Here is a 21,131-nt window from a genome sequence, read left to right on the forward strand (position 1 = left end):
CCTGGCTGCGCCTGAATATGATCTGGATCAGACTCTTATGACAGTGCGCTCAATTGCCTGGATTTGATGTAAATCAAACAGGCAGAGGGCGCAACGAGCGCAGTCTCTGAACATGGCCACGCAATGGGCCGGTGTATAGACGAGGTGTGTCATGGCCCACTATCAACGATTGCTGCTGATCGCCAACCCGAACCTGAAAGAGGCCCCAGCCTTGCTGCGTGCCATCGCCCTGGTCAGGGCCAGTGGAGCCAGGCTGGATGTGCGAGCCTTTATCGAACCGGCGCCCATGGAGCATCCGTGGGAAGAGAACAGAGACGAGGAGGGTGATCAGCGATATCAGCGTCATTATCTCCACTGGAAGGACCAAACACTTCAGCGCCTCAATGCCCAGGGATTGGAGGTGAACGTGCAAGTTGTCTTCACCTGCGATCCACTGCTCGACATCTTGAAATGTGTCGAGGCGCTCAAGCCCGACCTGGTCATCAAGGATGTCACACTGGACCCGGTACTTGGACGGGCGTTCGTCACACCTCTGGATTACCATTTGCTGCGCGGATGTCCCGTTGCGTTACACCTGGTCAACCAGGTCCGTCATGAGTTGCCTCGTCGGATCGTCGCCGCTGTGGACCCGTTCGATACGGTCACACAAATCCATGATGTGAACGATGCCATTATTCAGGCGGCTCATATGCTGGCCGCGCAATGCCACGCATCGCTGCACCTGCTTTACGCCTATGACTTATCGCCTGCATTCAATGGCGATACGCCGCTGATCAGCGGCTGTTGGAACATGGCCTTCATGGATGAGTTGCGAGAGTCCCTTCATCAGGCGTTCAACACCCTGGCTGAGCGCTATGGAATTGCTCCAGAGCACCGGCATTTTTTCATGGGTCTGCCGACGCCGGTAATCAGTGCATTTGTCGATGAATACCAGGCAGACGTCGTGGTGATGGGCACCGTGCATCGTGTGGGCACTCATCGATTCATCGGCAGCACTATGGAGCGCGCGCTGTATTCGTTGCAGGGCAGCATTCTGGCGGTCAGACAATCAGACTCGTACGTCGAAGAGAACAAGTGATCGCGGCGTTGACCCGCGCCTTGCTTCAGCCTTTTGAAATGAACAAAAAAACCCCCGCCGGTTTCCCGGCAGGGGCAGGGCAGCCTGGGATTCACTCGCCTTTGATTGGCACGACTTTATCCGCTTTCATGGCTTCGGGCTTTTTCGGCAGCGAGATGCTCAGCACGCCTTTGCTGAAACTCGCGTCGATCTTCTCGGCATCGACACCTTTGGGCAAGTTGAACACCCGCTCGAAGGAGCCATAGTGACGCTCGCTGAGGTGATAGCCCTTCCTTTTTTCTTCCTTGTCCTCTTTCTTTTCGCCTTTGATGATCAGGCTGCCGTTGGACAGTTTGATCTCAATGTTTTTCTGATCCATACCGGGAAGCTCAGCTGTGATTTCGTAGCTTTTGTCTTTCTCGGAGATGTCCACGGCAGGCAGACCGTGACCGATCAGTTCGCGCCGCCAGAGCGGCTCGACATCGAACAACCCGCGACCGAATGGCGACAGTCCCGAGCCGCGATTGAAGTCTTCGAACAGGTGATCAACCTGCTGCCGGAGCTTTTCCAGAGGGCGCCAGAGGTCTGTTGTCACGGGATGCTGACTGGCTTTGTCGTCGGTATGAACCGGCACTTTTTTTTCACTGTTGCTCATTTTGAATTCCTCCTCTTGGGTAATAGAGGTGGATCGCAAACCGTTTGGCGGTCCACCACGACAGAACAAGCACGCAACACCGGGCCCTACAAGGTCAGTGTCCCGGACCACAGCATCCAGCCGGCAAAGGCTGCAGCCGTCCAGATAATGATTAACAGCCCCGTCTCGGGACCGCTGAGCGGTTGTCCCTGGCGAGCCTTCATGGTGGCCAGGTAAATCAACGAACCGGGGGCGTAGAGCAAAGCGCTGAGCAACATGTATTTAGGCCCGGCGGCATACAGCAGCCACACGCAATACAGCGTCGCGACCAAGGCAATGGCCATGTCGCGTAGTTGCTGGCCTCGGTGGCCGGCGTAGGTCTCGCCCTGCCAGGTCAGTTTCAGCGCGTACAGACCGCTGAACAGGTACGGCAGCAGAATCATCGAGGTGGCCAGGGAAATCAGCGCGAGGTAACTGGCGCTCGAGTACAGCGTCAGCAACAGGAACAGTTGAATGCAGCCGTTGGTGATCCACAGCGCATTGGCTGGCACACCCTGGGTGTTTTCCACGGCGAATGGCCCCGGCATGACCTTTTCCTTGGCCGGTGTGAACACCGATTCCGCTGCCAGCAATGTCCAGGCGAGCAGGGCGCCACCCACCGAAATGATCAAGCCGATGCTGATCAGCACCGCGCCCCACGGTCCGGCGACCGCCTGAAGCACGCCCGCCATCGAGGGGTTTTTCAAGGCGGCCAGTTCCGGTTGTTTGAGAATGCCCAGCGACAGCAGTGACACCGCAATCAGCAGCAACAGGGTGATGACAAAACCGATGACCGTGGCGCGACCGACATTGGCCCGTTCTGCCGCACGGGCGGAGAACACGTTGGCGCCTTCGATCCCGATGAACACCCAGACGGTCACCAGCATGGTGCTTTTGACTTGATCGAGGGTGCTGCCCAGTGCGGGCGAGCCCCAGAAATCGACGTTGAAGGTTTCACGTTGGAAAGCGGCGATCACCAGGCCGATAAACAGCAGCAACGGAACGATCTTGGCTACCGTGGTCAACGCGTTGGCCCGGGCCGCGGTGCGCATCCCTCTGAGGATCATCCAGTGCAACGACCACAGCACCACGGACGCGCCGGCAATCGCCGCTTTGTTGTTGCCTTCACCGAACAGCGGGAAGAAGTAACTCAGCGCCGCGAACAAAATCACCAGGTAGCTGACGTTGCCGATCCAGGCGCTGATCCAGTAGCCCCAGGCGGAGTTGAAGCCGAGGAACTCGCCGCCTAATGCGCGGGCGTAGGCGAATACACCGTTGTCCAGGGCAGGTTGGCGGTTGGACAGGGTTTGGTAGACCAAAGCGAGCGACAGCATGCCGACGCCCGTGATCAGCCAGCCAATCAGGATCGCCCCGGCCCCCGCACTGGCCGCCATGTTCTGCGGCAGGCTGAAAATGCCGCTGCCAATCATCGAACCGACCACCAGGGCAATCAGCAGGCTCAAAGACAGGCGCTTGGGTTCCACCTTTCGCAAACTGCCTGCAAGGGGTTGTGTGGCAGTCGGCGGAATGACCGGTTGGGTGCCTTGCAGATGCGTAGCCATGGGAGCCTCCACGAAACGAAAGTTTCTGCACACATCGAATGCGATGGTGCGAATGCTGACTCTAATTTCTACGTGTCCGTCCAAGGCGTGTTTGATTTAGATCAGTAAGACGGCATACGCCTGGTTTGTGCGGGTACAACCAGCACTTAGGGTGTGTCCGCCGCCGAAATTCAGGCGCCCCGGGGACACGAAAGACATTCGCGTCCTAAGCTCTACCTCGATGCCAGATATTTTTACAGCGAGGCCTGCAAATCGCTTTCGAGGAACTCACTTCGATGCTCAGTAAGTGGCTGGACCCCGTTCTGTTGCTGCTCACCGCACTGACGCTGCTGGCCGGCGGCATTGCGTATGTTGCGCAAGAACCTGATTGGGCATCGAGGTGCTGGGCCGCAGGAAGCCTGGTGATGGCTGCGGTACTGCTCGTTGAAATCGCCAGGCGCCTGGCCCGGCGCGAGGCCGGTGTCGACCTGATCGCACTGCTGTCGATCACTGCCGCCCTGGTCTTTGAGCAGACACTGGTGGCGGCGGTGATTGCCTTGATGCTGGCGACCGGACGGACCCTGGAGTTTTTCACCAGGCAACGCGCTGACCGTGAGCTGCGCGCGCTCATCGACCGGGCGCCACGCTTTGCCTGGCTGCAGGAGGAAGGCGGCTTGCGTGAGGTCCCCGTTGAGCAGGTCCAGCCGCATCAAACATTGCTGGTGCGGCTGGGGGAGGTGATACCAGTCGACGGTCGGCTGCTAAGTCCTGCGGCGATTCTGGACGAATCGGCGCTCAGTGGTGAGTCGCTGCCCGTCACCCGTCGAGAAGGTGAGCAACTGCCCAGCGGCGTTTCCAACGTCGGTGCGCCCATCCTGCTGATCGCCACCCGAACAGCCGCACAGAGTACCTACGCCGGTATCGTGCGGCTGGCCGAGGAGGCACGTCGTTCGCGCGCACCTTTCGTGCGACTGGCCGACCGCTATGCCTTTTTCTTCATCCCGCTGACATTGCTGATTGCCGGATTGGCCTGGCAGTTGAGCGGCGACCCTTTGCGAGCGTTGGCGGTTCTGGTGGTGGCCACGCCTTGTCCTTTGATTCTGGCGGTGCCGATTGCCTTCATGTCAGGTATTTCGAGGGCGGCGCGGCGCGGGATCCTGATCAAGGACGGCGCGACCCTGGAAGCGCTGGCCGGGGTCAAGCAGGTGTTTCTCGACAAGACCGGCACGCTGACCAGCGGCCATGCCCGCCTGCAGTCGATAGAGGTCAACGGGTTGGGCGATCCGCAACGCCTGCTCGGCCTGGCCGCTTCGCTGGCGCAAGCCTCGACGCATCCTGTTTGCCAGGCAATTGTTGAAGCGGCGCATCAGCGTCAATTGTCGCTCAGTGTCCCGCAGGCGGTAGAAGAAAGCCCAGGCTCCGGGCTTTGTGGGCGCGTCGATGGCGTGCAGGTGCGTTTCGGCACGTTGCCTTTTGCTCACAAAGACGCCGCTGCAACCGACTGGGTCGCCGCGATGCTGCGCCACATGGATTACCTGGCATGCAGCGGAAGCTTCATCGACGTGGACGGGGAACTCGCGGGCCTGCTGGTATTCTCGGACAAGGTTCGGCGCGAAACGCCGCAGACGCTGCGTCGACTGCGCAATAGAGGCATCGAAAAGATCGTCATGCTCACCGGGGATCGCCTGGAAACTGCGGAGATGATTGCGCTGTCTGCCGGGATTGACGAGTTGCGTGCCGGGTTGACCCCTGAGGAAAAAGTGCGAGCTGTACAGCAAGGTTGCCTGCACACCAGCACACTGATGGTCGGCGATGGCATCAACGATGCTCCCGCGCTGGCGGCGGCCAACGTCGGCGTGGCCATGGGAGCGGGCGGTGCCACGGCTTCTGCGCAAGCCGCTGGCGTTGTGCTGTTGGTGGATCGCCTGGATCGCTTGGTCGAGGCGTTGGACATTGCCCGACGAACCCGCTACATCGCACGCCAAGGCGTGCTGGTCGGGATGGGGATGTCATTGCTGGCCATGGCAGCGGCAGCCCTCGGCTATCTGCCGCCGCTGATTGGCGCCGTGGTGCAGGAGGGCATTGACGTGGTGATCATCATTAACGCCTTGCGGGCATTGGGGCCGTCGTGGGAGCTGAGGAAACGAAAGCTTGCCGCAGAGCATATCGATCGCCTGCAAGATGAACACCAGCAACTCGCCGCCGTACTGAGCGATCTGCACCAACTGGCCAATGACTTTGCCCAGCGCCCACTTGCGCAAGCACAGACCGACCTGATGCAATTGGTCGACAAGTTGCAAACATCACTGGCGGAGCATGAACGCGAAGATGAAAACACACTGTACCCGCTGTTGACGCGAAGCATGCCGGGCGAGGATCCGATGTCGGCGATGAGCCACGCACACCGGGAGATTTTTCGCCTTATCCACTTACTGGCGCGCATGAGCAGCGACTTCAGTTCCGCCCCCGCAACGGCATCAGCTGATGAGATTCAGCATCAGCTGATTCGCCTGGATACCCTCGTGCGACTGCACTTTGATCAGGAGGAGGAACTGTTTCGTTATCTGGACTGGCGCTAGACAGGCGAGTCAGGCACAAAACACCCGACTCGTCCCCTGACGTTTCGAACGTCCAGATCGGGTTTTATTCCTCAATCAATTCCTGTGGCGAAACCACCCAGACGCTACACGGCATCTTGTACAGCAGATGTTCCACTGTACTGCCGACCAACCTGTCCATGACACGATGCCCGGCCCGGCCCATGACAATCATGTCGATGTCATAAGCGGTTGCGTAGCTGCCAAGCACTTTGGCCGGGTTGCCCATGATCATGTGCTGGCGCTCCGGCGGGATGCCGTTGCGCTCCGACAGTTCGCGGAAGGCATCAGCCTGTGCATCGAACAGGGTTTTGGCTTTGCTGGAAGAGAAAAACGTCGAGCCATCGCGGAAACCGAATTCATCCGCACTGATGGATGAAAGATCATGGGCATAGATGACGTCGAGTTCTGCATGACAGGTGCTCGCCAGTTTTGCGGCATCTTGCAGAATCCTGTCATTGAAACCCTCGTACTGCCCATCGCGATGGAAAGGGTCGACGGCTGCGACGATCTTGCGCGGCAAGGCGTGGCGCATATTGCTGACAAAATGCAAAGGCACCGGGCATTCGCGCAGCAGATGAATATCCAGCGGAGTAAACATCAGGCGTGACAGGAGCGATTCGTGTTCCAGCCCCTTGATCAGCGCCGCCATGGGCTGTTCTTTGAGATGGATGAGGATTTCCTGCAAGGGTCTTTCCACCCAGACCACTTCAGTGGTGACGTGTACGCCGATTTTGCGCAACGGACGAGCCTGGTCTTCCAGCCATTGGCGATGGCGTTCAACGTAGCCCAGTCGCATCTGTTCCAGCGCTTGTTCATTGACCATTCCGGCGGTCGCCAGCCCTTCGAGATAGTCGAACGCCACGATGTGCAATGACGCGTCCGACGCTTTGGCCAGCGCGGCGGCCCGGTCGAAAGCGGGGCTGTTTTCCATCAAGGGCGAGGCGACCAACATGAAACGCGTTTGATCAGGCATGACCATTCTCCCGTGGATAATCGTGCAAGTGCTTGCCAATGCAGCGATGCAATTGGGAAGTGAAGCTTTGCGATGATCATGCGGCCGGTCGGGGAAGGGGGGATTGATCTTTGTCAAACGCGAGGGGCAATGACCCTGTCGCCCGACGTACGGTTATCCGCTGCGTTCAGAGACCAAATTGTTGACCATTGTCAACCTGTCGTCTGGCATCCCGGCGCAGTCTTGGCGGCGTGCTGAACGCTTGCGCACGCAGAACGAAAGAGGGATCACCATGGCGACCATGAAAGCGGCAGTTTTCGTTGAAAAAAACCGGATCGTGCTGCAGGACAAGCCCGTCCCCGAGGTCGGGCCGCTGGATGCACTGGTCCGTATCACCACCACGACCCTTTGCGGTACCGATGTGCACATCTTGCGCGGCGAATACCCGGTGGCCAAAGGGCTGACCGTGGGTCATGAGCCGGTGGGTGTCATCGAACGGCTGGGCTCCCAGGTGCGCGGCTTTGTCGAGGGGCAGCGAGTCATTGCCGGCGCCATCACGCCCAGCGGGCAGAGTTACGCGTGCCTGTGCGGCTGTGCCTCGCAGGATGGCCCTGACACCCGTCATGGCTTTCGCGCCACGGGTGGCTGGAAATTCGGCAACATCATTGATGGCTGCCAGGCCGAGTACGTGCTGGTGCCGGACGCAGTAGCCAATTTATGTCCGATTCCCGACGGCCTCAGCGATGAGCAGGTGCTGATGTGCCCGGACATCATGTCCACCGGTTTTTCCGGGGCGGAGCGCGGCGAGGTGAGCATCGGCGATACCGTTGCCGTTTTTGCCCTCGGGCCGATTGGCCTCTGCGCAGTGGCCGGCGCGCGTCTGAAGGGCGCGACGACCATCATTGGCGTCGATGCCGTGGCCGAGCGCATGAGCGTTGCGCGGCAGTTGGGCGCGACCCATGTGGTCAATTTCAAGGACGGCAACGTCGTCGAGCAAATCATGGCCCTGACCGATGGCCGTGGCGTCGATGTGTCCATTGAGGCGCTGGGCACCCAAGGGACGTTCGAGTCTGCACTGCGGGTGTTGCGTCCGGGTGGCCGGCTGTCGAGCCTCGGGGTTTATTCCAGTGACCTGCGCATTCCCCTCGATGCCTTCGCCGCAGGACTGGGGGACTTGAGCATCGTCACCACCCTGTGTCCCGGCGGCAAAGAACGCATGCGTCGCTTGATGGCGGTGGTGAACAGCGGCGGTGTCGACCTGTCTCCCCTGGTGACTCACCGTTTCAAACTCGACGACATTGAAGCGGCTTATGAGTTGTTCGCTCACCAGCGGGACGGTGTGATGAAGGTGGCGATTACGCCGTGAGGAAGGTGATTCCGGCCAGGAAGGCAACGCCTGCGCAGATGACCAACCCATGAATGAAACCCTCGGCATGACGGGAGCAGCGGCGGCGCTGGGAATCGGCATGCTCGTTGGTCTTGAGCGCGAGCGGCACAAAGGACAAGGAGAAAGCCGTGCCTGTGCCGGGTTGCGCACCTTCGCGATTACCGCGCTGTTGGGCTATGTGGCGATGCAGGTCGGCGGCGGTCTGCTGGTAGGCATCGTGGCGGTCACGCTGGGCTTGCTGGTCACCGTGGCGTACTGGCGCAGCCTGAGCGATGACCCGGGCGTGACCAGCGAAGTCGCATTGCTCACCGTGTTGGTCCTGGGGGCACTGTGTAGCACCAGGCTCGAACTGGCCATTGCCATTGCCGTGGTGGTGACGGGGTTGTTGACGTATCGACAGAAGCTGCACCACTTTGCCCGTAGCCAGTTGACTGATGCGGAGATGCGCGACGGTCTGGTCCTGCTGACTGCCGCACTGGTGGTGCTGCCACTGGTGCCTGATCGCTTCATTGGCCCCTATGCCGCCATCAATCTGCGCACCATTTGCACCCTGACGGTGTTGCTCATGGTGGTGGGCGCGGTGGGGCATGTTGCTGTTCGTACGTTGGGTACCCGTTATGGCTATGCGATCAGCGCCATTGCCTCCGGATTTGCCTCGAGCACCGTGACCATCGCCGCTATGGGCCACATTGCCGCCAAGGAGCCGGACAACATCAAGGTCTTGAGCGCAGCGGCGATATTCTCCAACCTCGCGACCTTCATCCAGGTCGGCCTGATCCTGGGCACGGTCGACACCGATCTGTTACGTCATATCTGGGCCCCGTTAATGTGCGGTGCCGCCGCCACGGCGCTGTATGGCCTGTGCTTGATGTTTCCCCGGCCTGCGACCGGCGTGAGCCAACCGATCAAGGTCGGCGGTGCGTTTAATCTCAAGCTGGCCTTGCTCGTCACATTGACCATGACCGGCATCGCTTTCCTGTCGTCGGTGATGCTCAGCCTCTACGGCGAAGTGGGCGTGATGCTGACGGCGACCTTGACCGGCTTTGCCGATGCCCACTCCTCGACAGCGTCGATTGCCACATTAGCCAAGTCGGGCCAGATGCCGTTCGACGCCATTGCCGTCCCGACGTTAATCGCCGTCAGCAGTAACTCCCTGAGCAAATGCCTGGTGGCGTGGGTCAGTGGCGGTCGACCGTTCGCCGCTTATCTCATCCCGGGGCAGGTATTGCTGACGCTGGCGATGTGGGCCGGAATCTTGCTGCTCTGAAGGTACATCTCGCGTTGGGCTGATAAAGATCAAGTTGACTGAATCGGGACCGCTCAATCTGTATGCCTACGCAATCCAGAAGGCCGTATGCCGAGGTGTCCAATGTCGCAGACTCAGCGTTTATTGTTAATAGCTCCTTCAGCCATGACCCGTACACCGGCGTTCGACCGGGCCGCGGCGTTGGCTCGGGCGATGCAAATGCCGTTGCACATCGTGGCATTTGATTACTCGCAGGCACTGGCGGTGGCTGGCCTGTTTGCGCCTGAACAAATGAACCGTGCACGTGACGGCTATCTGCAGACCCACCGGCAGTGGCTCACGGAACAGGCCGGGTTGATGAGCAGGCACGGTGTGGAAGTCACCAGCGAAGTGGTGTGGGTGCAGCACCCGTATGAGGAAATCATGCAATTCGTCAACGAGATGCCGTTGGCACTGATCATCAAGGATGCGCAGGAAGAGTCGGCGCTCAAGCGTGTGTTTTTCACGCCGCTGGATTGGCAACTGTTGCGCGATTGCCCGGTACCTGTGCATCTGGTGACCAACGCCCTCAATCCGCGCCCGCACAGCGTATTGGCCATCGTCGATGTGCTGCGCAGCGAAGACCAGGACCTGGTGTTCAACGACCAGATCATTGATGCCGCCACCAAACTGGCCGAGGTGTGTGATGCCCGCCTGGAGCTGTTGCACGCCTACGACTGGACCGCCGTGTATGCCCAGGACATTGGTTTTGGGGCGCTGCCATTGGCCGTCGGCATCTATGAAACCCTGGGCTCGGCGCAGCACGAAGCGTTTGCGGCATTGGCCGAACGCCATGGCGTACCACCGGAATGTCGGCACTTCATCGAGGGAATCCCGGTGAACAGTATTTGTGAGTTCGCCGCCGACCATCACACCGATGTCATCGTGATGGGGACGGTGCAACACAAGGGACTTAACAAACTATTGGGAACCACGGCCGAGCAACTGTTACAGCGGGCGCCGTGCAGTGTGTTGGCGATCAAGCCGGGCCGGATGCTGCAGTCCTGAGAATGGATCGCCCCGCGATGAAACGTTGGCCGTAACATCGCGGGGCGAGGGTTTACAGGGAAAGACGATGAATGACCTGGCGGCTGTCATCGGGGTCATTGTGTGTTTCGAAGCCCAGGGCTTTGGCCAGGTCGCGCATCGGCGTATTGCTGGAGGCGTCCACTGAATACATCTGGCGAAAACCGTTCTGGCGCGCGGCTTTGATCAAATGCTCCATCAGGAGTGTACCCAGGCCCAGGTGCATCAATTCATCTGCGACCGTCACGGCGCATTCACATTCAAGTCCGCCGGTGGCGGCATACCGGCTGACGCCGATCTCGACCAGTTTGCCGTTGTCATGGACCAGGGCGATAAAGGCCAGGCGTTTGTCGTTGTCGGTATCCATCAACTGATCGAGCAAAGCGCCGGTGGGCTCGTTGATCTGCGCCAGAAAACGCATGTGGCGAGACTCGGGAGAGAGCCGTTTGATAAAGTCGTATTCGCGCTCGCGGTCTTTTTCCGCCAGCGGCCGGATCAATACGTGGCGGCCATCCTTGAGTTCTTCGATCCAGTACCTTCCGGTGACTGCAGCATAGGCAGCCGCCGCCCGGTCATTGTGGTCTTTGACGGTGAGCATGGGGTCGTCCTCCAACGGGTTTGAAAAGGGGCGCGCGGTGATGAACCGCACCGTTCGTTCCTTTCTACGCCGCTGTCGGCGCTTGAATCTGATCTGGATCAGAGACTCGTGATCGAGCGCATTCATTTGTACCTGGTTGACGTAAATCAACCTGGGGCAGGGGGCAGCGGGTGCAGTCTGGGATACCTGCCGGCCCTTGCGAGCCGGTGTCGAATCGAGGTGTGTGATGGGTCAATATCAACGATTGTTGCTGATCGCCGACCAAACCTTGCATCAATCCCCGGCGCTGTTACGTGCTGTCGCCCTGGCCAAGGAAAGCGGGGCGGCCTTGGCCGTGCGAGCCTTTGTCGAACCGGCGCCGGTGGTGCATTTGTGGGAAGAGAAAGTCGATGACGCGAGGTATCAGGGCTATTTGCGCCGCTATCGTCGCTGGGCGGCCGACGAGATGGACCGGCTCAATGACGCGGGGCTGGAGGTGACCGTCGAAGTGGTGTTCACCACCCATCCGCTGCTGGACATCCTCAAGACCGTCGAAGACCTCAAACCCGACTTGCTGATCAAGGACGTCACCCTTGAACCGCTGCTCAAGCGGGTGTTCATTACCCCGCTCGATTGCCACTTGCTGCGCGAATGCCCGGTTCCGGTTCATCTGGTCAACCAGGCACGCTACAGCTTGCCGCACCGCATCGTGGCGGCGGTGGACCCGTTCGATCCCTCAACCCAGATCAGCGGCCTCAATGACAGCATCATCCAGGCCGCCAACGCGTTAGCCCTGCAATGTGACGCGCCGCTGCACCTGCTTTACGCCTATGACTTGTCGTCAGCCTTCAATGGCGACACGCCGCTGGCGGGCGGTGGCTGGGGCGTGGACTATATCGAAGAGCTGCGCGAGTCGTTGCACCGGGCCTTTGTCACCCTGGCGGATCGCTACGGTGTGCCACCCGAGCGTCGGCATTTCGTCATGGGGTTGCCGGTGCCGGTGATCAGCGAATTCGTCGAGCAATACCTGGTGGATGTGGTGGTGATGGGGACTGTGCACCGGGTGGGCATCGACCGAATGATCGGCAGTAACACCGAGCGGGCGCTGTACTCGGTGCCAGGGAGCATTCTGGCCGTGGGGCAGGGCGTCAAGGCGTGAGGACGATGGCACCGTTGAACTGACCCGCCCTTAAACAGGCCAGGGCCTCATTGGCGTCGTCGAGGGCGAACCGGGTGACGTCGCATTGCACGGGCGTGTGTTGCAGCTCCGCGAAAAACGCGGTGCCGTCTTCTCGCGTCAGGTTGGCCACCGAGCGGACGCTGCGCTCGCCCCACAGCAGCCGATAGGGAAACGCCGGAATGTCACTCATGTGAATACCGGCGCACACCACACAGCCGCCCTTGGCAGTCACCGCCAGCGCCGCCGGCACCAGCGCGCCGACGGGGGCGAAAATCAGGCTGGCGTCGAGCAGGTGCGGCGGCGATTGATCCGAAGGACCGGCCCATGTGGCGCCCAGTGTGCGTGCATAGGTCTGGCTTGCCAGGTCGTCCGGTCGGGTGAAGGCGTACACCTGCTGGCCCCGGCCCTGCGCCACCTGAATGGCCAAATGAGCGGCAGCGCCGAAACCATAGAGCCCGAGGTGGCGTGCATCCTTGACCATTTGCAAGGCCCTGAAGCCGATCAGCCCGGCACACAGCAGCGGCGCCGCTTGCAGGTCCGACAGTGCCGGCGGAATGTGAAAACAGAAACGTGGGTCGGCTACGGTGTATTCCGCATAGCCACCGTCCAGGTGACAACCGGTGAACTGCGCCTGATCGCAAAGATTCTCCCGGCCCGAGCGGCAAAACCCGCATTCACCGCACGTCCAGCCCAGCCAGGGAACGCCCACTCGCTGGCCAATCCAGGCGGGGTCGACGCCAGCGCCTACCGCCGTGACTTCGCCGACGATTTCATGCCCCGGCACTCGCGGCAGCACCGCTTGTGGCAACTCGCCGTCTACCAGGTGCAGGTCGGTGCGGCATACGCCACAAGCCAGGACTTTGATTAATAGTTGGTGTGCGCCAGGTGTCGGGACAGGGCGCTCTTCCCGTTGCAGCGGCTGGCCGGGAACATGCAGAACCATGGCACGCATGACGATTCTCCAGACGTGCAGGTGTTAGCGAGGGGAGCGATGACAGCCTGCGACCAGCTGCTTGAGCCCTTCCATGTTCTGGATTTTGACGTCTCGGCCCGATATTTCTACCAGCCCCTGATCCCGCAGGTGCGCAATGCCCCGGCAGATGGTTTCCAGCCGCAGCCCCAGGTAGGAGCCGATTTCTTCGCGACGCATTTTCAGCACGAAGTCCCTGGAGGAATAGCCACGGATACTGAAACGTTGCGACAGGTTCAGCAGAAAAGCCGCCAGCCGCTCATCCGAGTTCATATTGCCCATCAGCATCAACATGCTGTGATCACGCACGATTTCACGGCTCAGGAGCCGGTTGAGGTTGTGCTGCAGCGACGGCAGGTTGTGGGCGAGCTTCTCCAGTTGCGCGAAGTGGATGGGGCAGACTTCGCTGTCCTCGAGGGCAAACGCATTGCAGGCGTGCTCATCGGCGCTGATGGCGTCCAGACCGAGCATCTCGCCGGGTATGTGAAACCCCGTGACCTGTTCACGACCGTCGACGGATAACACGCTGGTCTTGAACGAGCCGATACGAACCGCGTATAGCGAACGCAGTGGATCACCCGTGCGGTACAACGCGGCACCCTTTTTAACCTTGAAGCGCTGCACGATCAGCGTATCCAGCCGCTCGACTTCCGCGCCGCTCAAGCCAATCGGCAGGCACAACTCCAATACGCTGCAGTTGGAACAGGCGGCCTTTAGGTAATGAACTTGAAGTGGACGAGTTTCAGGCATGAGGGGAGACGCCATCTAGGAGTTTTCTAAGCATAGATGGTGAGTCTTCGAGCGCGAACCTCATTGGGGTGATCGCCGAGGTAATCGACGAACGGGGAGGAATCCACGTCCTGCGTGCCAATGTTCAGAGCGTTCCCACGCCATTGAGCTTGATCGTCGGCGATGAGAATTGATGTAAATCAAGTCTTGGGCGTTTCAGGCACCCAGAATCCATGAATGGCGATGGGTAGGCCGGGCCGTTGGCGGAGAACTTCATGAGCGATTTTCTGAGTGACGAGCAACTGGAAGGGCTGGATGCCTATTGGCGGGCCTCCAATTATCTGGCTGTCGGGCAGATCTACCTCAAAGACAACCCTTTGCTGAAGGTGCCCCTGACCCTGGCACATGTCAAACCCCGGCTGCTGGGCCATTGGGGCACGACGCCGGGGCTGAACCTGATCTACACCCACCTCAATCGGTTGATCAAACAGTACGACCTGAACATGCTCTTCGTTGCCGGCCCCGGTCATGGTGGGCCAGCGGTTGTGGCACAGACTTATCTGGAAGGGACGTATACCGAGTTTTATCCTTCGGTGGAGTGCAATGCCAACGGTCTGGTTCGCTTGTTTCGGCAGTTTTCATGGCCTTACGGAATATCCAGCCATGTCTCGGCGCAGATTCCGGGGTCGATCCATGAAGGCGGCGAACTGGGCTATAGCCTGGCCCATGCCTATGGTGCCGCGTTTGATAACCCTGACTTGATCGTCGCTTGCGTGATTGGTGATGGTGAGGCCGAAACCGGTACGCTGGCGGCCAGTTGGCACTCCAACAAGTTCCTCAACCCCGCGCGTGACGGGGCGGTGTTGCCGATCCTGCACCTCAACGGCTACAAAATTGCCAATCCCACCGTGCTGGCCAGAATCAGTGAGGATGAGCTGTCGGCCTTGATGTATGGCTATGGCTACGATCCGTATTTCGTTGAAGGCGATGATCCGGCGCACGTGCATCAGGCCCTGGCCCGGACGCTGGATACGATCGTGCTGAAAATCCGCGAGATTCAGCGCGAAGCGCGTCAGCCTCGGCAGTCCGCAGCGCCGGAACGGCCGCTGTGGCCCATGCTGGTGTTGCGCACGCCCAAAGGCTGGACCGGCCCGAAATTCGTCGATGGCCACCGCGTTGAAGGCACCTGGCGCGCGCATCAGGTGCCCCTGGCCGATTTTCAGCAGGCGATTCATCTGCGCCAACTGGAGGAGTGGCTCAACAGTTATCGTCCCGATGAGCTGTTTGATGCCAATGGTGCCTTGCTGCCCGAAATCGCTGCACTGGCACCGACCGGGCACCGGCGCATGAGTGCCAATCCCCATGCCAACGGTGGCGAGCTGTTGCGGGCGCTGGACCTGCCCCCGTTCATCGACTATGCGGTGAAACTCGAGGTTCCTGGCAGCCTGCGAGCAGAGGCCACGCGGGTGCTGGGCACGTTTTTGCGCGATGTAATGAAAAACAGTCTGCTATCGAAAAACTTCCGTCTGTTCGGACCCGATGAAACGGCGTCGAATCGACTGGATGCGGTCTACGAGGTCAGCGCCAAAGCATGGATGGAGCCGCTGGAGCCAGACGATGTGAACCTGGCGGCCGACGGTCGGGTCATGGAAATCCTCAGTGAACAGGTGTGCGAAGGCTGGCTGGAAGGCTATTTGCTGACCGGACGCCATGGTTTGCTGTCCTGTTATGAGGCGTTCATCCATATCGTCGACTCCATGGTCAATCAACACGCCAAATGGCTGAAAACAGCTGCCGAGGTACCGTGGCGTAAACCCGTTGCTTCGCTCAATTACTTGCTGACATCCCACGTCTGGCGCCAGGACCACAACGGTTTCTCCCACCAGGACCCGGGGTTCATCGACTTGGTGGCCAACAAAAAGTCGGACGTGGTGCGGATCTATCTACCCCCCGATGCCAATTGCCTGCTGTCGGTGGCTGACCACTGCCTGAGAAGCCGCGATTACATCAACGTCATCGTCGCCGGCAAGCAACCGGAATGGCAGTGGCTGGATATCGATGCAGCCATCCGGCATTGCCAGGCGGGTATCGGTCGATGGGACTGGGCGTGTTGCGAGGAGGGTGATCCGGATGTGGTGATGGCCTGCGCCGGTGACGTGCCAACCCTGGAAACCCTGGCGGCGGTGACTTTGTTACGCGAGTACGTACCGGATGTGCGGGTGAGGGTGATCAACGTCGTGGATTTGATGGTATTGCAGCCGTCGTATCAGCACCCCCACGGTTTATCGGACAGCGCGTTCGATGAGTTGTTTACAGTGGACAAACCGGTGATTTTTGCCTTTCACGGCTACCCGGCGCTCATCCACCGGCTGCTGTACAAGCGCACCAGCCATGAGAATTTCCACGTGCGCGGTTTCAAGGAGGAGGGCGCGACCACGACACCGTTCGACATGGCGGTGATCAACAATCTGGATCGTTATCGGTTGGCGCTGGACGTCATCGAGCGGGTGCCCCGGCTGCACGATCACGTGCAAACCGCGCAATCGCGCTACTGGTCCACCATGGAAAAACACAAGCTCTATCTCATCGAGCACGGGCTGGACATGCCCGAGGTGCTGAACTGGCAATGGACGCCCATGGCAGGTCACTGAATCCGGCGCCCCAGGCAGCCGCTGCAACCGAACACTCACCTGAGTAGAGGTAGATCATGAGCCAGTATCAAAAGTTATTACTCATCATCAACCCGGCCTTGCGCCAGTCCCCCGCGATCAATCATGCGGCTGCGCTGGCCAAGGCCAGCGGCGCAAGTTTGCATATCGCGGCGCTCCTGAAATCGCTGGATCGCCTGTCGTTTCTTGAACAGGGAAATCGGGAACAGGCGCGGGAGAGCTACCTGCAGGAACACCGCGACTGGCTCAAGGCTCAGGCAAGTAATCTGCGTGGCCGTGGGCTCGAAGTCACCACCGAAGTGGCCTGGGCCGATGACATGGAGCAGGACATCCTCGCTCATGTCATGGAAATGCAGCCCGACCTGCTGATCAAGGAAGTCCAGCATGAATCAGTGCTTAAACGTGCCTTTTTCACCCCGCTTGACTGGTACCTGCTGCGGCACTGCCCGATACCGGTATATCTCGTGGGCGGCAGTGGCTTCGGCTTGCCGCGCAAGATTGTGGCGGCGGTCGAAGTGTCGGAGACCGAGTCTCCCGACAACGAACTCAACGAGCGGATTATTCAGCAAGCGACGGGTCTGGCCATGCAGTGTGGAGCTGAATTGCATTTGCTGTACGCCTGCGATATCTCGGCCGGTTTTCTGGCGGACATGGACGGCCTGACCTTGGCTGACCTCACCAAGGCCTTACGCAAAGACCTGGAAAAAAACTTCCTCAAGCTGGCGAGCCGGTATGGCGTATCCGCCGATCATCGACATTTCATTATGGGACACCCCGTTTCGGCCCTGAGCGAGTTCGCCAATGAGCAGAATGTCGATGTCATCGTGATGGGAAAAGTCCAGTCACGCGGAGTGAACAAGCTGTTGGGCAGTACGACTGAACACATTCTGTATCAGGTACCTTGCTGCATTCTGGCGGTATAGCGGGCTGCGAGCAGTGGTAAAGGAAGGGCTCATTTACGCTTCCAGTATTTCTGCATTTCCAGAAACAGAAAGGACGCGGTCCAGGTAATGAGTACCAGGCCGGTCAGTGCCTGCAGGCCGGTCAGGTACTTGAGATTGCCCACCGGTGAAATGTCGCCGAAGCCGATGGTCGTGTAGGTGGTAAAGGAAAAGTACACACAGTCCATCAGCGAACCATCGAAATTACCGGTCAGGCTGCCCCAATCGCCGGAGCGCACCATCAGGTAATAGACCAGTGCGAAGCACCAGACTTCAAGCGCATGGGCTACCAGCGCTCCGAATACCCCGACGACAATCCTGAAACGGCTCCACAGCTTCAGCCGCGGCAGCCAATCGTTCAGGCGCAGCAGGCATTCGTAGTGGATCACCACGACGACGATGACCACCAGTGTATTGATCAACGTGACGGCCAGCATGGTGAACCTCCGGCGATAGCGGATGCATGGCGGTCCGCAATAAGCGGTGTCGACAAGACCGGGGCCTCAGGGTGATGTCACGTTCAGACGGGCGAGTTGCGGGGCGGGTTTGACCGGCATCAGCGCTGGAAACTCTTCGGGCGTCAGTGTCTCCTTTTCCAGCAGCAGATGCGCGCCGGCGTCCAGATCGGCTCGACGACTGTTGAGCAAGGCTTTGGCCCGCCCATAGGCTTCATCCAGCAGGGCACGAATGCCCAGGTCGATTTCCCTGGCCGTTTGTTCCGAATAGTCTTTCTCGCCAACACCTCGCAACTGTTCACCCAGGTAGGTCGCGTTTTGTCGCTCCAGTACCGATTGGCCGAGCTCGCTACTCATGCCAAAGCGTGTGATCAATTGTCGGGCGATATCCGTGGCGCGGGCCAGGTCATCGGCGGCCCCGGTGGAAATTTGGCCATAGGCGAGGTATTCGGCAGCGCGCCCGGCCATCAGCACGACAATCCGGTCCTTGAGCATCTGGCAACTGATGAGGAAGTGATCTTCGGTCGGTCGCTGCAGCGTATAGCCCAGCGAGCCAATGGCGCGGGGCACAATCGAGACTTTGTGGACGGGGTCCATGGCAGGCAGGCTGCTGGCGGCCAGGGCATGCCCCATCTCGTGATAGGCCACCACCTGACGCTCGTCAGGGCGCAGCAGGCTGCTCTTGCGTTCAACCCCCGCAACGATGCGCTCCACGGCGGCCGTGAAATCGTTGAGGCTGACGGCTTCGGCACCACGACGAGTGGCCACGATGGCGGCTTCGTTGACCAGGTTGGCCAGGTCTGCACCGGTGAAGCCGGTGGTGATGTCGGCGATACGCTCGCCATCGAGGTCGGGCTCAATTTTGATTTTCTGGAGATGGACCTTGAGGATCGCCTGCCGGCCTTTGCGGTCGGGACGATCGACCAGGATCTGCCGGTCGATTCGCCCGGCTCTCAGTAGCGCCGGGTCGAGCACCTCCGGACGGTTGGTTGCGGCCAGCAATACCACGCCTTCACGGGGATCGAATCCGTCCAGTTCTGCCAATAACTGGTTGAGGGTCTGTTCTTTTTCATCATTGCCGCCAAACGCGCCGACGCCGCGCGTTTTGCCCAGTGCATCCAGTTCATCGATGAAGATGATGCAGGGCGCCGCCTGCCGCGCTTGCTCGAACAAATCGTGCACGCGGGCGGCACCGACCCCGACGAACATTTCGACAAATTCCGACCCCGAGATCGAGAAAAACGGCACACCGGCTTCACCGGCGATGGCCTTGGCTACCAGGGTCTTGCCTGTGCCCGGCGGGCCGACCAGCAATGTTCCCTTGGGAATGTGCGCGCCCAGACGCCCGTATTTGGCTTTGTCCTTGAGGAACGAAACGATTTCCACCAGTTCGGCTTTGGCTTCATCGATGCCCGCCACATCGGCAAAGGTCACCCCGGTATCGCGCTGGACGAATACCTTGGCCCGGGATTTACCGATACTCATCAGCCCACCGATGCCTTGTTTTTCCGCCATGCTGCGAAACAGGAAATGCCAGATCACCATGATCAGGACAAAGGGCAGCAACCAGCCCAGCAGACCGCTCAGGAAGGTGTTTTCATTGACCCCGGTAAACCCGACTCCTGAGTGAGCAAGGTCGGTTGCCAATGCCGGATCCACGCGCACCGTCGTAAACAGGTTGTGCCCGTCGATGGGATCCTGCAGTTTGCCGCTGATCTGATCCTTCTCGATTCGCAAATCGCTGACTTTTTGCTCGTTCAGCAGTTGCAGGAATTGACTGTATGGAATGCTTTGCACAATACGACGTTCGACAAACAGAAATTGCACGAGGGTGAGCACGACAAACGCAATCGCGAAGTAAGACAAGTTCCATTGGTGGTTCTTTTTCATGGCCTTCGCTCAGAAAGGAGGCAAACGGGCAGATCGCAGGTTCCCGGGGTGACCGGCTCAGGCAAGACGCAAATGATCGTTCACCTCCCTCACGCCTGGCACGGACCAGGCCGCCCGTTCGGCTATTCGACGCTGGCGCCACAAATGAACGTTGCCTTCCAGACTCACAACATCCCCATCGACCTTGACGTGAATCTCCTTGGCGTCGACTTCGGCGTTGCGCTTGAGCGCTTCTTCAATGCGGTGCTGGATATCGACCACATCCACCCGGGGGACGAGGGTGAGACGATTGTCCACGCCAACCACGCCGGACAACTTGCGCACGGCTCGCTCGACGATTTCTTTCTGGTACTGCCAGTCCACTTCACCCTCAAGGGTGATCCAGCCATTCTGCACGATGACTTTAATGTCACCGTCGGGTAGGTCGGCACTCCAGCTGATGATGTTCAAGGCACGGTTCGCGATGGTGTCGTCCGCTGTACCGGCGCCTTTGTCCAGCCTGACCTGGATTTCTTCGGCAACAGCGCGTACCCCTTTGATGCCTTTTACCGCACGTTCTGCACTGACTTTCTGAGCATAGCTGTTGACGTGCCCGGAGAGCGTGACGATGCCATTGTCCACGGCAACGCCAATGCTCGCGGCGTCGATTTCCGGCTTGAATTCAAGTTCTTCCAAAATGGCTTTACGCAGGCTCAGGTCATTCATGACGGTGTCCTCTGTTGATAAGGTTTGACGGGGCGCACGTGCCCGGTTGGTTTTTTTTACGCCTGAGCGGTGCAAAGACATTGAGCTAAATCAACAAGGCTTCAGTGAGTGCCTCACTCATCGCCAGCGAGCCATTAGTTGACAAAAATCAGAGTGCGCAGGCGATGGCGTCTGATACTTGGGGCAGTTATCTGAAGGTTTCCAGTCGCGATAAACCGAGGCAAAGTCATGAACAAGCGCGTGTCTTTTGTATTGCTGAGCATTCTGTTGGCAACGGCGGCCGGTTGTAGTAGTCAGCACACCCAGGAAATCGACGCACGATTGGAGTCCGCGGAAAATAACGCCGCGACTGCACGGCTGCGGGCCGATGAGGCGTACCTGAAGGCACAGTTGGCTATCGAGATAGCCAGTCAGGCGCAACGCACGGCCGATGAGGCCAATGTGCGTGCCAGCCGGATGGCCGGCAAGGTGCCACGCCAGTGAGTAGCGATGAC

General features: G+C 59.5%; 18 protein-coding genes. 9 read left to right on the plus strand and 9 right to left on the minus strand.

Translation table 11 applies throughout. The features are described from left to right. Positions 1–151 precede the first annotated feature (151 nt). A complete protein-coding gene (locus ACM6I5_RS09880) occupies positions 152–1,078 on the plus strand; it encodes a universal stress protein (protein ID WP_414883723.1) in 927 nt (308 codons plus the stop codon). Between the two features lie 91 nt (positions 1,079–1,169). On the opposite strand, the gene ACM6I5_RS09885 is transcribed toward ACM6I5_RS09880, so the two are convergent. Then, entirely contained in the window at positions 1,170–1,712 is a 543-nt protein-coding gene (locus tag ACM6I5_RS09885; RefSeq protein ID WP_414879711.1) for an Hsp20/alpha crystallin family protein, read from the minus strand. Between the two features lie 86 nt (positions 1,713–1,798). Continuing rightward, on the minus strand, positions 1,799–3,292 hold the full coding sequence (arcD, locus tag ACM6I5_RS09890) for an arginine-ornithine antiporter (protein ID WP_017338561.1): 1,494 nt from the start codon (positions 3,290–3,292) through the stop codon (positions 1,799–1,801). A 275-nt stretch (positions 3,293–3,567) separates the two neighbouring features. Between arcD and ACM6I5_RS09895 the strand changes: the two genes are divergently transcribed. Next, positions 3,568–5,850 (plus strand): heavy metal translocating P-type ATPase, encoded by a 2,283-nt coding sequence (locus ACM6I5_RS09895; protein ID WP_414883724.1) that lies wholly within the window; start codon positions 3,568–3,570, stop codon positions 5,848–5,850. A gap of 64 nt (positions 5,851–5,914) precedes the next feature. On the opposite strand, the gene ACM6I5_RS09900 is transcribed toward ACM6I5_RS09895, so the two are convergent. Continuing rightward, entirely contained in the window at positions 5,915–6,844 is a 930-nt protein-coding gene (locus ACM6I5_RS09900) for a universal stress protein (RefSeq protein ID WP_414883725.1), read from the minus strand. Positions 6,845–7,115: 271 nt separating this feature from the next. Between ACM6I5_RS09900 and ACM6I5_RS09905 the strand changes: the two genes are divergently transcribed. The 3 genes from ACM6I5_RS09905 (at position 7,116) to ACM6I5_RS09915 (ending at position 10,503) form a co-directional block, all read left to right on the plus strand. Further along, positions 7,116–8,189, plus strand: a complete 1,074-nt coding sequence (locus ACM6I5_RS09905) for an NAD(P)-dependent alcohol dehydrogenase (protein WP_414883726.1) — start codon at positions 7,116–7,118, stop codon at positions 8,187–8,189. 49 nt (positions 8,190–8,238) lie between these two features. After that, complete coding sequence (locus tag ACM6I5_RS09910; RefSeq protein ID WP_017338565.1) at positions 8,239–9,477, plus strand: MgtC/SapB family protein; 1,239 nt, start codon at positions 8,239–8,241, stop codon at positions 9,475–9,477. Between the two features lie 102 nt (positions 9,478–9,579). Next, entirely contained in the window at positions 9,580–10,503 is a 924-nt protein-coding gene (locus tag ACM6I5_RS09915) for a universal stress protein (protein ID WP_017338566.1), read from the plus strand. Between the two features lie 52 nt (positions 10,504–10,555). On the opposite strand, the gene ACM6I5_RS09920 is transcribed toward ACM6I5_RS09915, so the two are convergent. Continuing rightward, entirely contained in the window at positions 10,556–11,119 is a 564-nt protein-coding gene (locus tag ACM6I5_RS09920) for a GNAT family N-acetyltransferase (RefSeq protein ID WP_414883957.1), read from the minus strand. Positions 11,120–11,345: 226 nt separating this feature from the next. Here ACM6I5_RS09920 and ACM6I5_RS09925 point away from each other — a divergent pair, with 226 nt between their 5' ends. Beyond that, on the plus strand, positions 11,346–12,257 hold the full coding sequence (locus tag ACM6I5_RS09925) for a universal stress protein (RefSeq protein ID WP_414883727.1): 912 nt from the start codon (positions 11,346–11,348) through the stop codon (positions 12,255–12,257). On the opposite strand, the gene ACM6I5_RS09930 is transcribed toward ACM6I5_RS09925, so the two are convergent. Continuing rightward, positions 12,247–13,230: a zinc-dependent alcohol dehydrogenase family protein gene (locus ACM6I5_RS09930; protein WP_414883728.1), complete on the minus strand. Its 984-nt coding sequence runs from the start codon at positions 13,228–13,230 to the stop codon at positions 12,247–12,249. The genes ACM6I5_RS09925 and ACM6I5_RS09930 overlap by 11 nt on opposite strands. Before the next feature lie 24 nt (positions 13,231–13,254). Then, positions 13,255–13,998, minus strand: a complete 744-nt coding sequence (fnr, locus tag ACM6I5_RS09935; RefSeq protein ID WP_017338570.1) for a fumarate/nitrate reduction transcriptional regulator Fnr — start codon at positions 13,996–13,998, stop codon at positions 13,255–13,257. Between the two features lie 254 nt (positions 13,999–14,252). Between fnr and ACM6I5_RS09940 the strand changes: the two genes are divergently transcribed. Next, positions 14,253–16,628 (plus strand): phosphoketolase, encoded by a 2,376-nt coding sequence (locus tag ACM6I5_RS09940; protein ID WP_414883729.1) that lies wholly within the window; start codon positions 14,253–14,255, stop codon positions 16,626–16,628. 56 nt (positions 16,629–16,684) lie between these two features. Beyond that, positions 16,685–17,569 (plus strand): universal stress protein, encoded by an 885-nt coding sequence (locus ACM6I5_RS09945; RefSeq protein ID WP_017338572.1) that lies wholly within the window; start codon positions 16,685–16,687, stop codon positions 17,567–17,569. A 29-nt stretch (positions 17,570–17,598) separates the two neighbouring features. On the opposite strand, the gene ACM6I5_RS09950 is transcribed toward ACM6I5_RS09945, so the two are convergent. From ACM6I5_RS09950 to ACM6I5_RS09960, 3 genes are all read right to left on the minus strand, one after another. Further along, positions 17,599–18,024, minus strand: a complete 426-nt coding sequence (locus ACM6I5_RS09950) for a potassium channel family protein (RefSeq protein WP_017338573.1) — start codon at positions 18,022–18,024, stop codon at positions 17,599–17,601. A 66-nt stretch (positions 18,025–18,090) separates the two neighbouring features. Further along, positions 18,091–19,932, minus strand: a complete 1,842-nt coding sequence (gene ftsH, locus ACM6I5_RS09955; RefSeq protein ID WP_414883730.1) for an ATP-dependent zinc metalloprotease FtsH — start codon at positions 19,930–19,932, stop codon at positions 18,091–18,093. Between the two features lie 57 nt (positions 19,933–19,989). Continuing rightward, a complete protein-coding gene (locus tag ACM6I5_RS09960; protein ID WP_414883731.1) occupies positions 19,990–20,637 on the minus strand; it encodes a BON domain-containing protein in 648 nt (215 codons plus the stop codon). Between the two features lie 228 nt (positions 20,638–20,865). Here ACM6I5_RS09960 and ACM6I5_RS09965 point away from each other — a divergent pair, with 228 nt between their 5' ends. Then, the gene (locus ACM6I5_RS09965; RefSeq protein ID WP_017338576.1) at positions 20,866–21,120 is read left to right on the plus strand and encodes an Lpp/OprI family alanine-zipper lipoprotein; all 255 of its coding nucleotides are present in this window, start codon (positions 20,866–20,868) and stop codon (positions 21,118–21,120) included. The last annotated feature ends 11 nt before the right edge of the window (positions 21,121–21,131 follow it).

The sequence above is a fragment of the Pseudomonas sp. IT-P171 genome, from assembly GCF_949767765.1.
GTDB lineage: Bacteria > Pseudomonadota > Gammaproteobacteria > Pseudomonadales > Pseudomonadaceae > Aquipseudomonas > Aquipseudomonas fluorescens_B.

Excerpts from the sequence above, each read along its gene's own strand:
- ACM6I5_RS09880 (WP_414883723.1), top strand. The coding sequence starts at position 152 with ATGGCCCACTATCAACGATTGCTGCTGATCGCCAACCCGAACCTGAAA.
- ACM6I5_RS09885 (WP_414879711.1), bottom strand. The coding sequence starts at position 1,712 with ATGAGCAACAGTGAAAAAAAAGTGCCGGTTCATACCGACGACAAAGCC.
- arcD (WP_017338561.1), bottom strand. The coding sequence starts at position 3,292 with ATGGCTACGCATCTGCAAGGCACCCAACCGGTCATTCCGCCGACTGCC.
- ACM6I5_RS09895 (WP_414883724.1), top strand. The coding sequence starts at position 3,568 with ATGCTCAGTAAGTGGCTGGACCCCGTTCTGTTGCTGCTCACCGCACTG.
- ACM6I5_RS09900 (WP_414883725.1), bottom strand. The coding sequence starts at position 6,844 with ATGCCTGATCAAACGCGTTTCATGTTGGTCGCCTCGCCCTTGATGGAA.
- ACM6I5_RS09905 (WP_414883726.1), top strand. The coding sequence starts at position 7,116 with ATGGCGACCATGAAAGCGGCAGTTTTCGTTGAAAAAAACCGGATCGTG.
- ACM6I5_RS09910 (WP_017338565.1), top strand. The coding sequence starts at position 8,239 with ATGAATGAAACCCTCGGCATGACGGGAGCAGCGGCGGCGCTGGGAATC.
- ACM6I5_RS09915 (WP_017338566.1), top strand. The coding sequence starts at position 9,580 with ATGTCGCAGACTCAGCGTTTATTGTTAATAGCTCCTTCAGCCATGACC.
- ACM6I5_RS09920 (WP_414883957.1), bottom strand. The coding sequence starts at position 11,119 with ATGCTCACCGTCAAAGACCACAATGACCGGGCGGCGGCTGCCTATGCT.
- ACM6I5_RS09925 (WP_414883727.1), top strand. The coding sequence starts at position 11,346 with ATGGGTCAATATCAACGATTGTTGCTGATCGCCGACCAAACCTTGCAT.
- ACM6I5_RS09930 (WP_414883728.1), bottom strand. The coding sequence starts at position 13,230 with ATGCGTGCCATGGTTCTGCATGTTCCCGGCCAGCCGCTGCAACGGGAA.
- fnr (WP_017338570.1), bottom strand. The coding sequence starts at position 13,998 with ATGCCTGAAACTCGTCCACTTCAAGTTCATTACCTAAAGGCCGCCTGT.
- ACM6I5_RS09940 (WP_414883729.1), top strand. The coding sequence starts at position 14,253 with ATGAGCGATTTTCTGAGTGACGAGCAACTGGAAGGGCTGGATGCCTAT.
- ACM6I5_RS09945 (WP_017338572.1), top strand. The coding sequence starts at position 16,685 with ATGAGCCAGTATCAAAAGTTATTACTCATCATCAACCCGGCCTTGCGC.
- ACM6I5_RS09950 (WP_017338573.1), bottom strand. The coding sequence starts at position 18,024 with ATGCTGGCCGTCACGTTGATCAATACACTGGTGGTCATCGTCGTCGTG.
- ftsH (WP_414883730.1), bottom strand. The coding sequence starts at position 19,932 with ATGAAAAAGAACCACCAATGGAACTTGTCTTACTTCGCGATTGCGTTT.
- ACM6I5_RS09960 (WP_414883731.1), bottom strand. The coding sequence starts at position 20,637 with ATGAATGACCTGAGCCTGCGTAAAGCCATTTTGGAAGAACTTGAATTC.
- ACM6I5_RS09965 (WP_017338576.1), top strand. The coding sequence starts at position 20,866 with ATGAACAAGCGCGTGTCTTTTGTATTGCTGAGCATTCTGTTGGCAACG.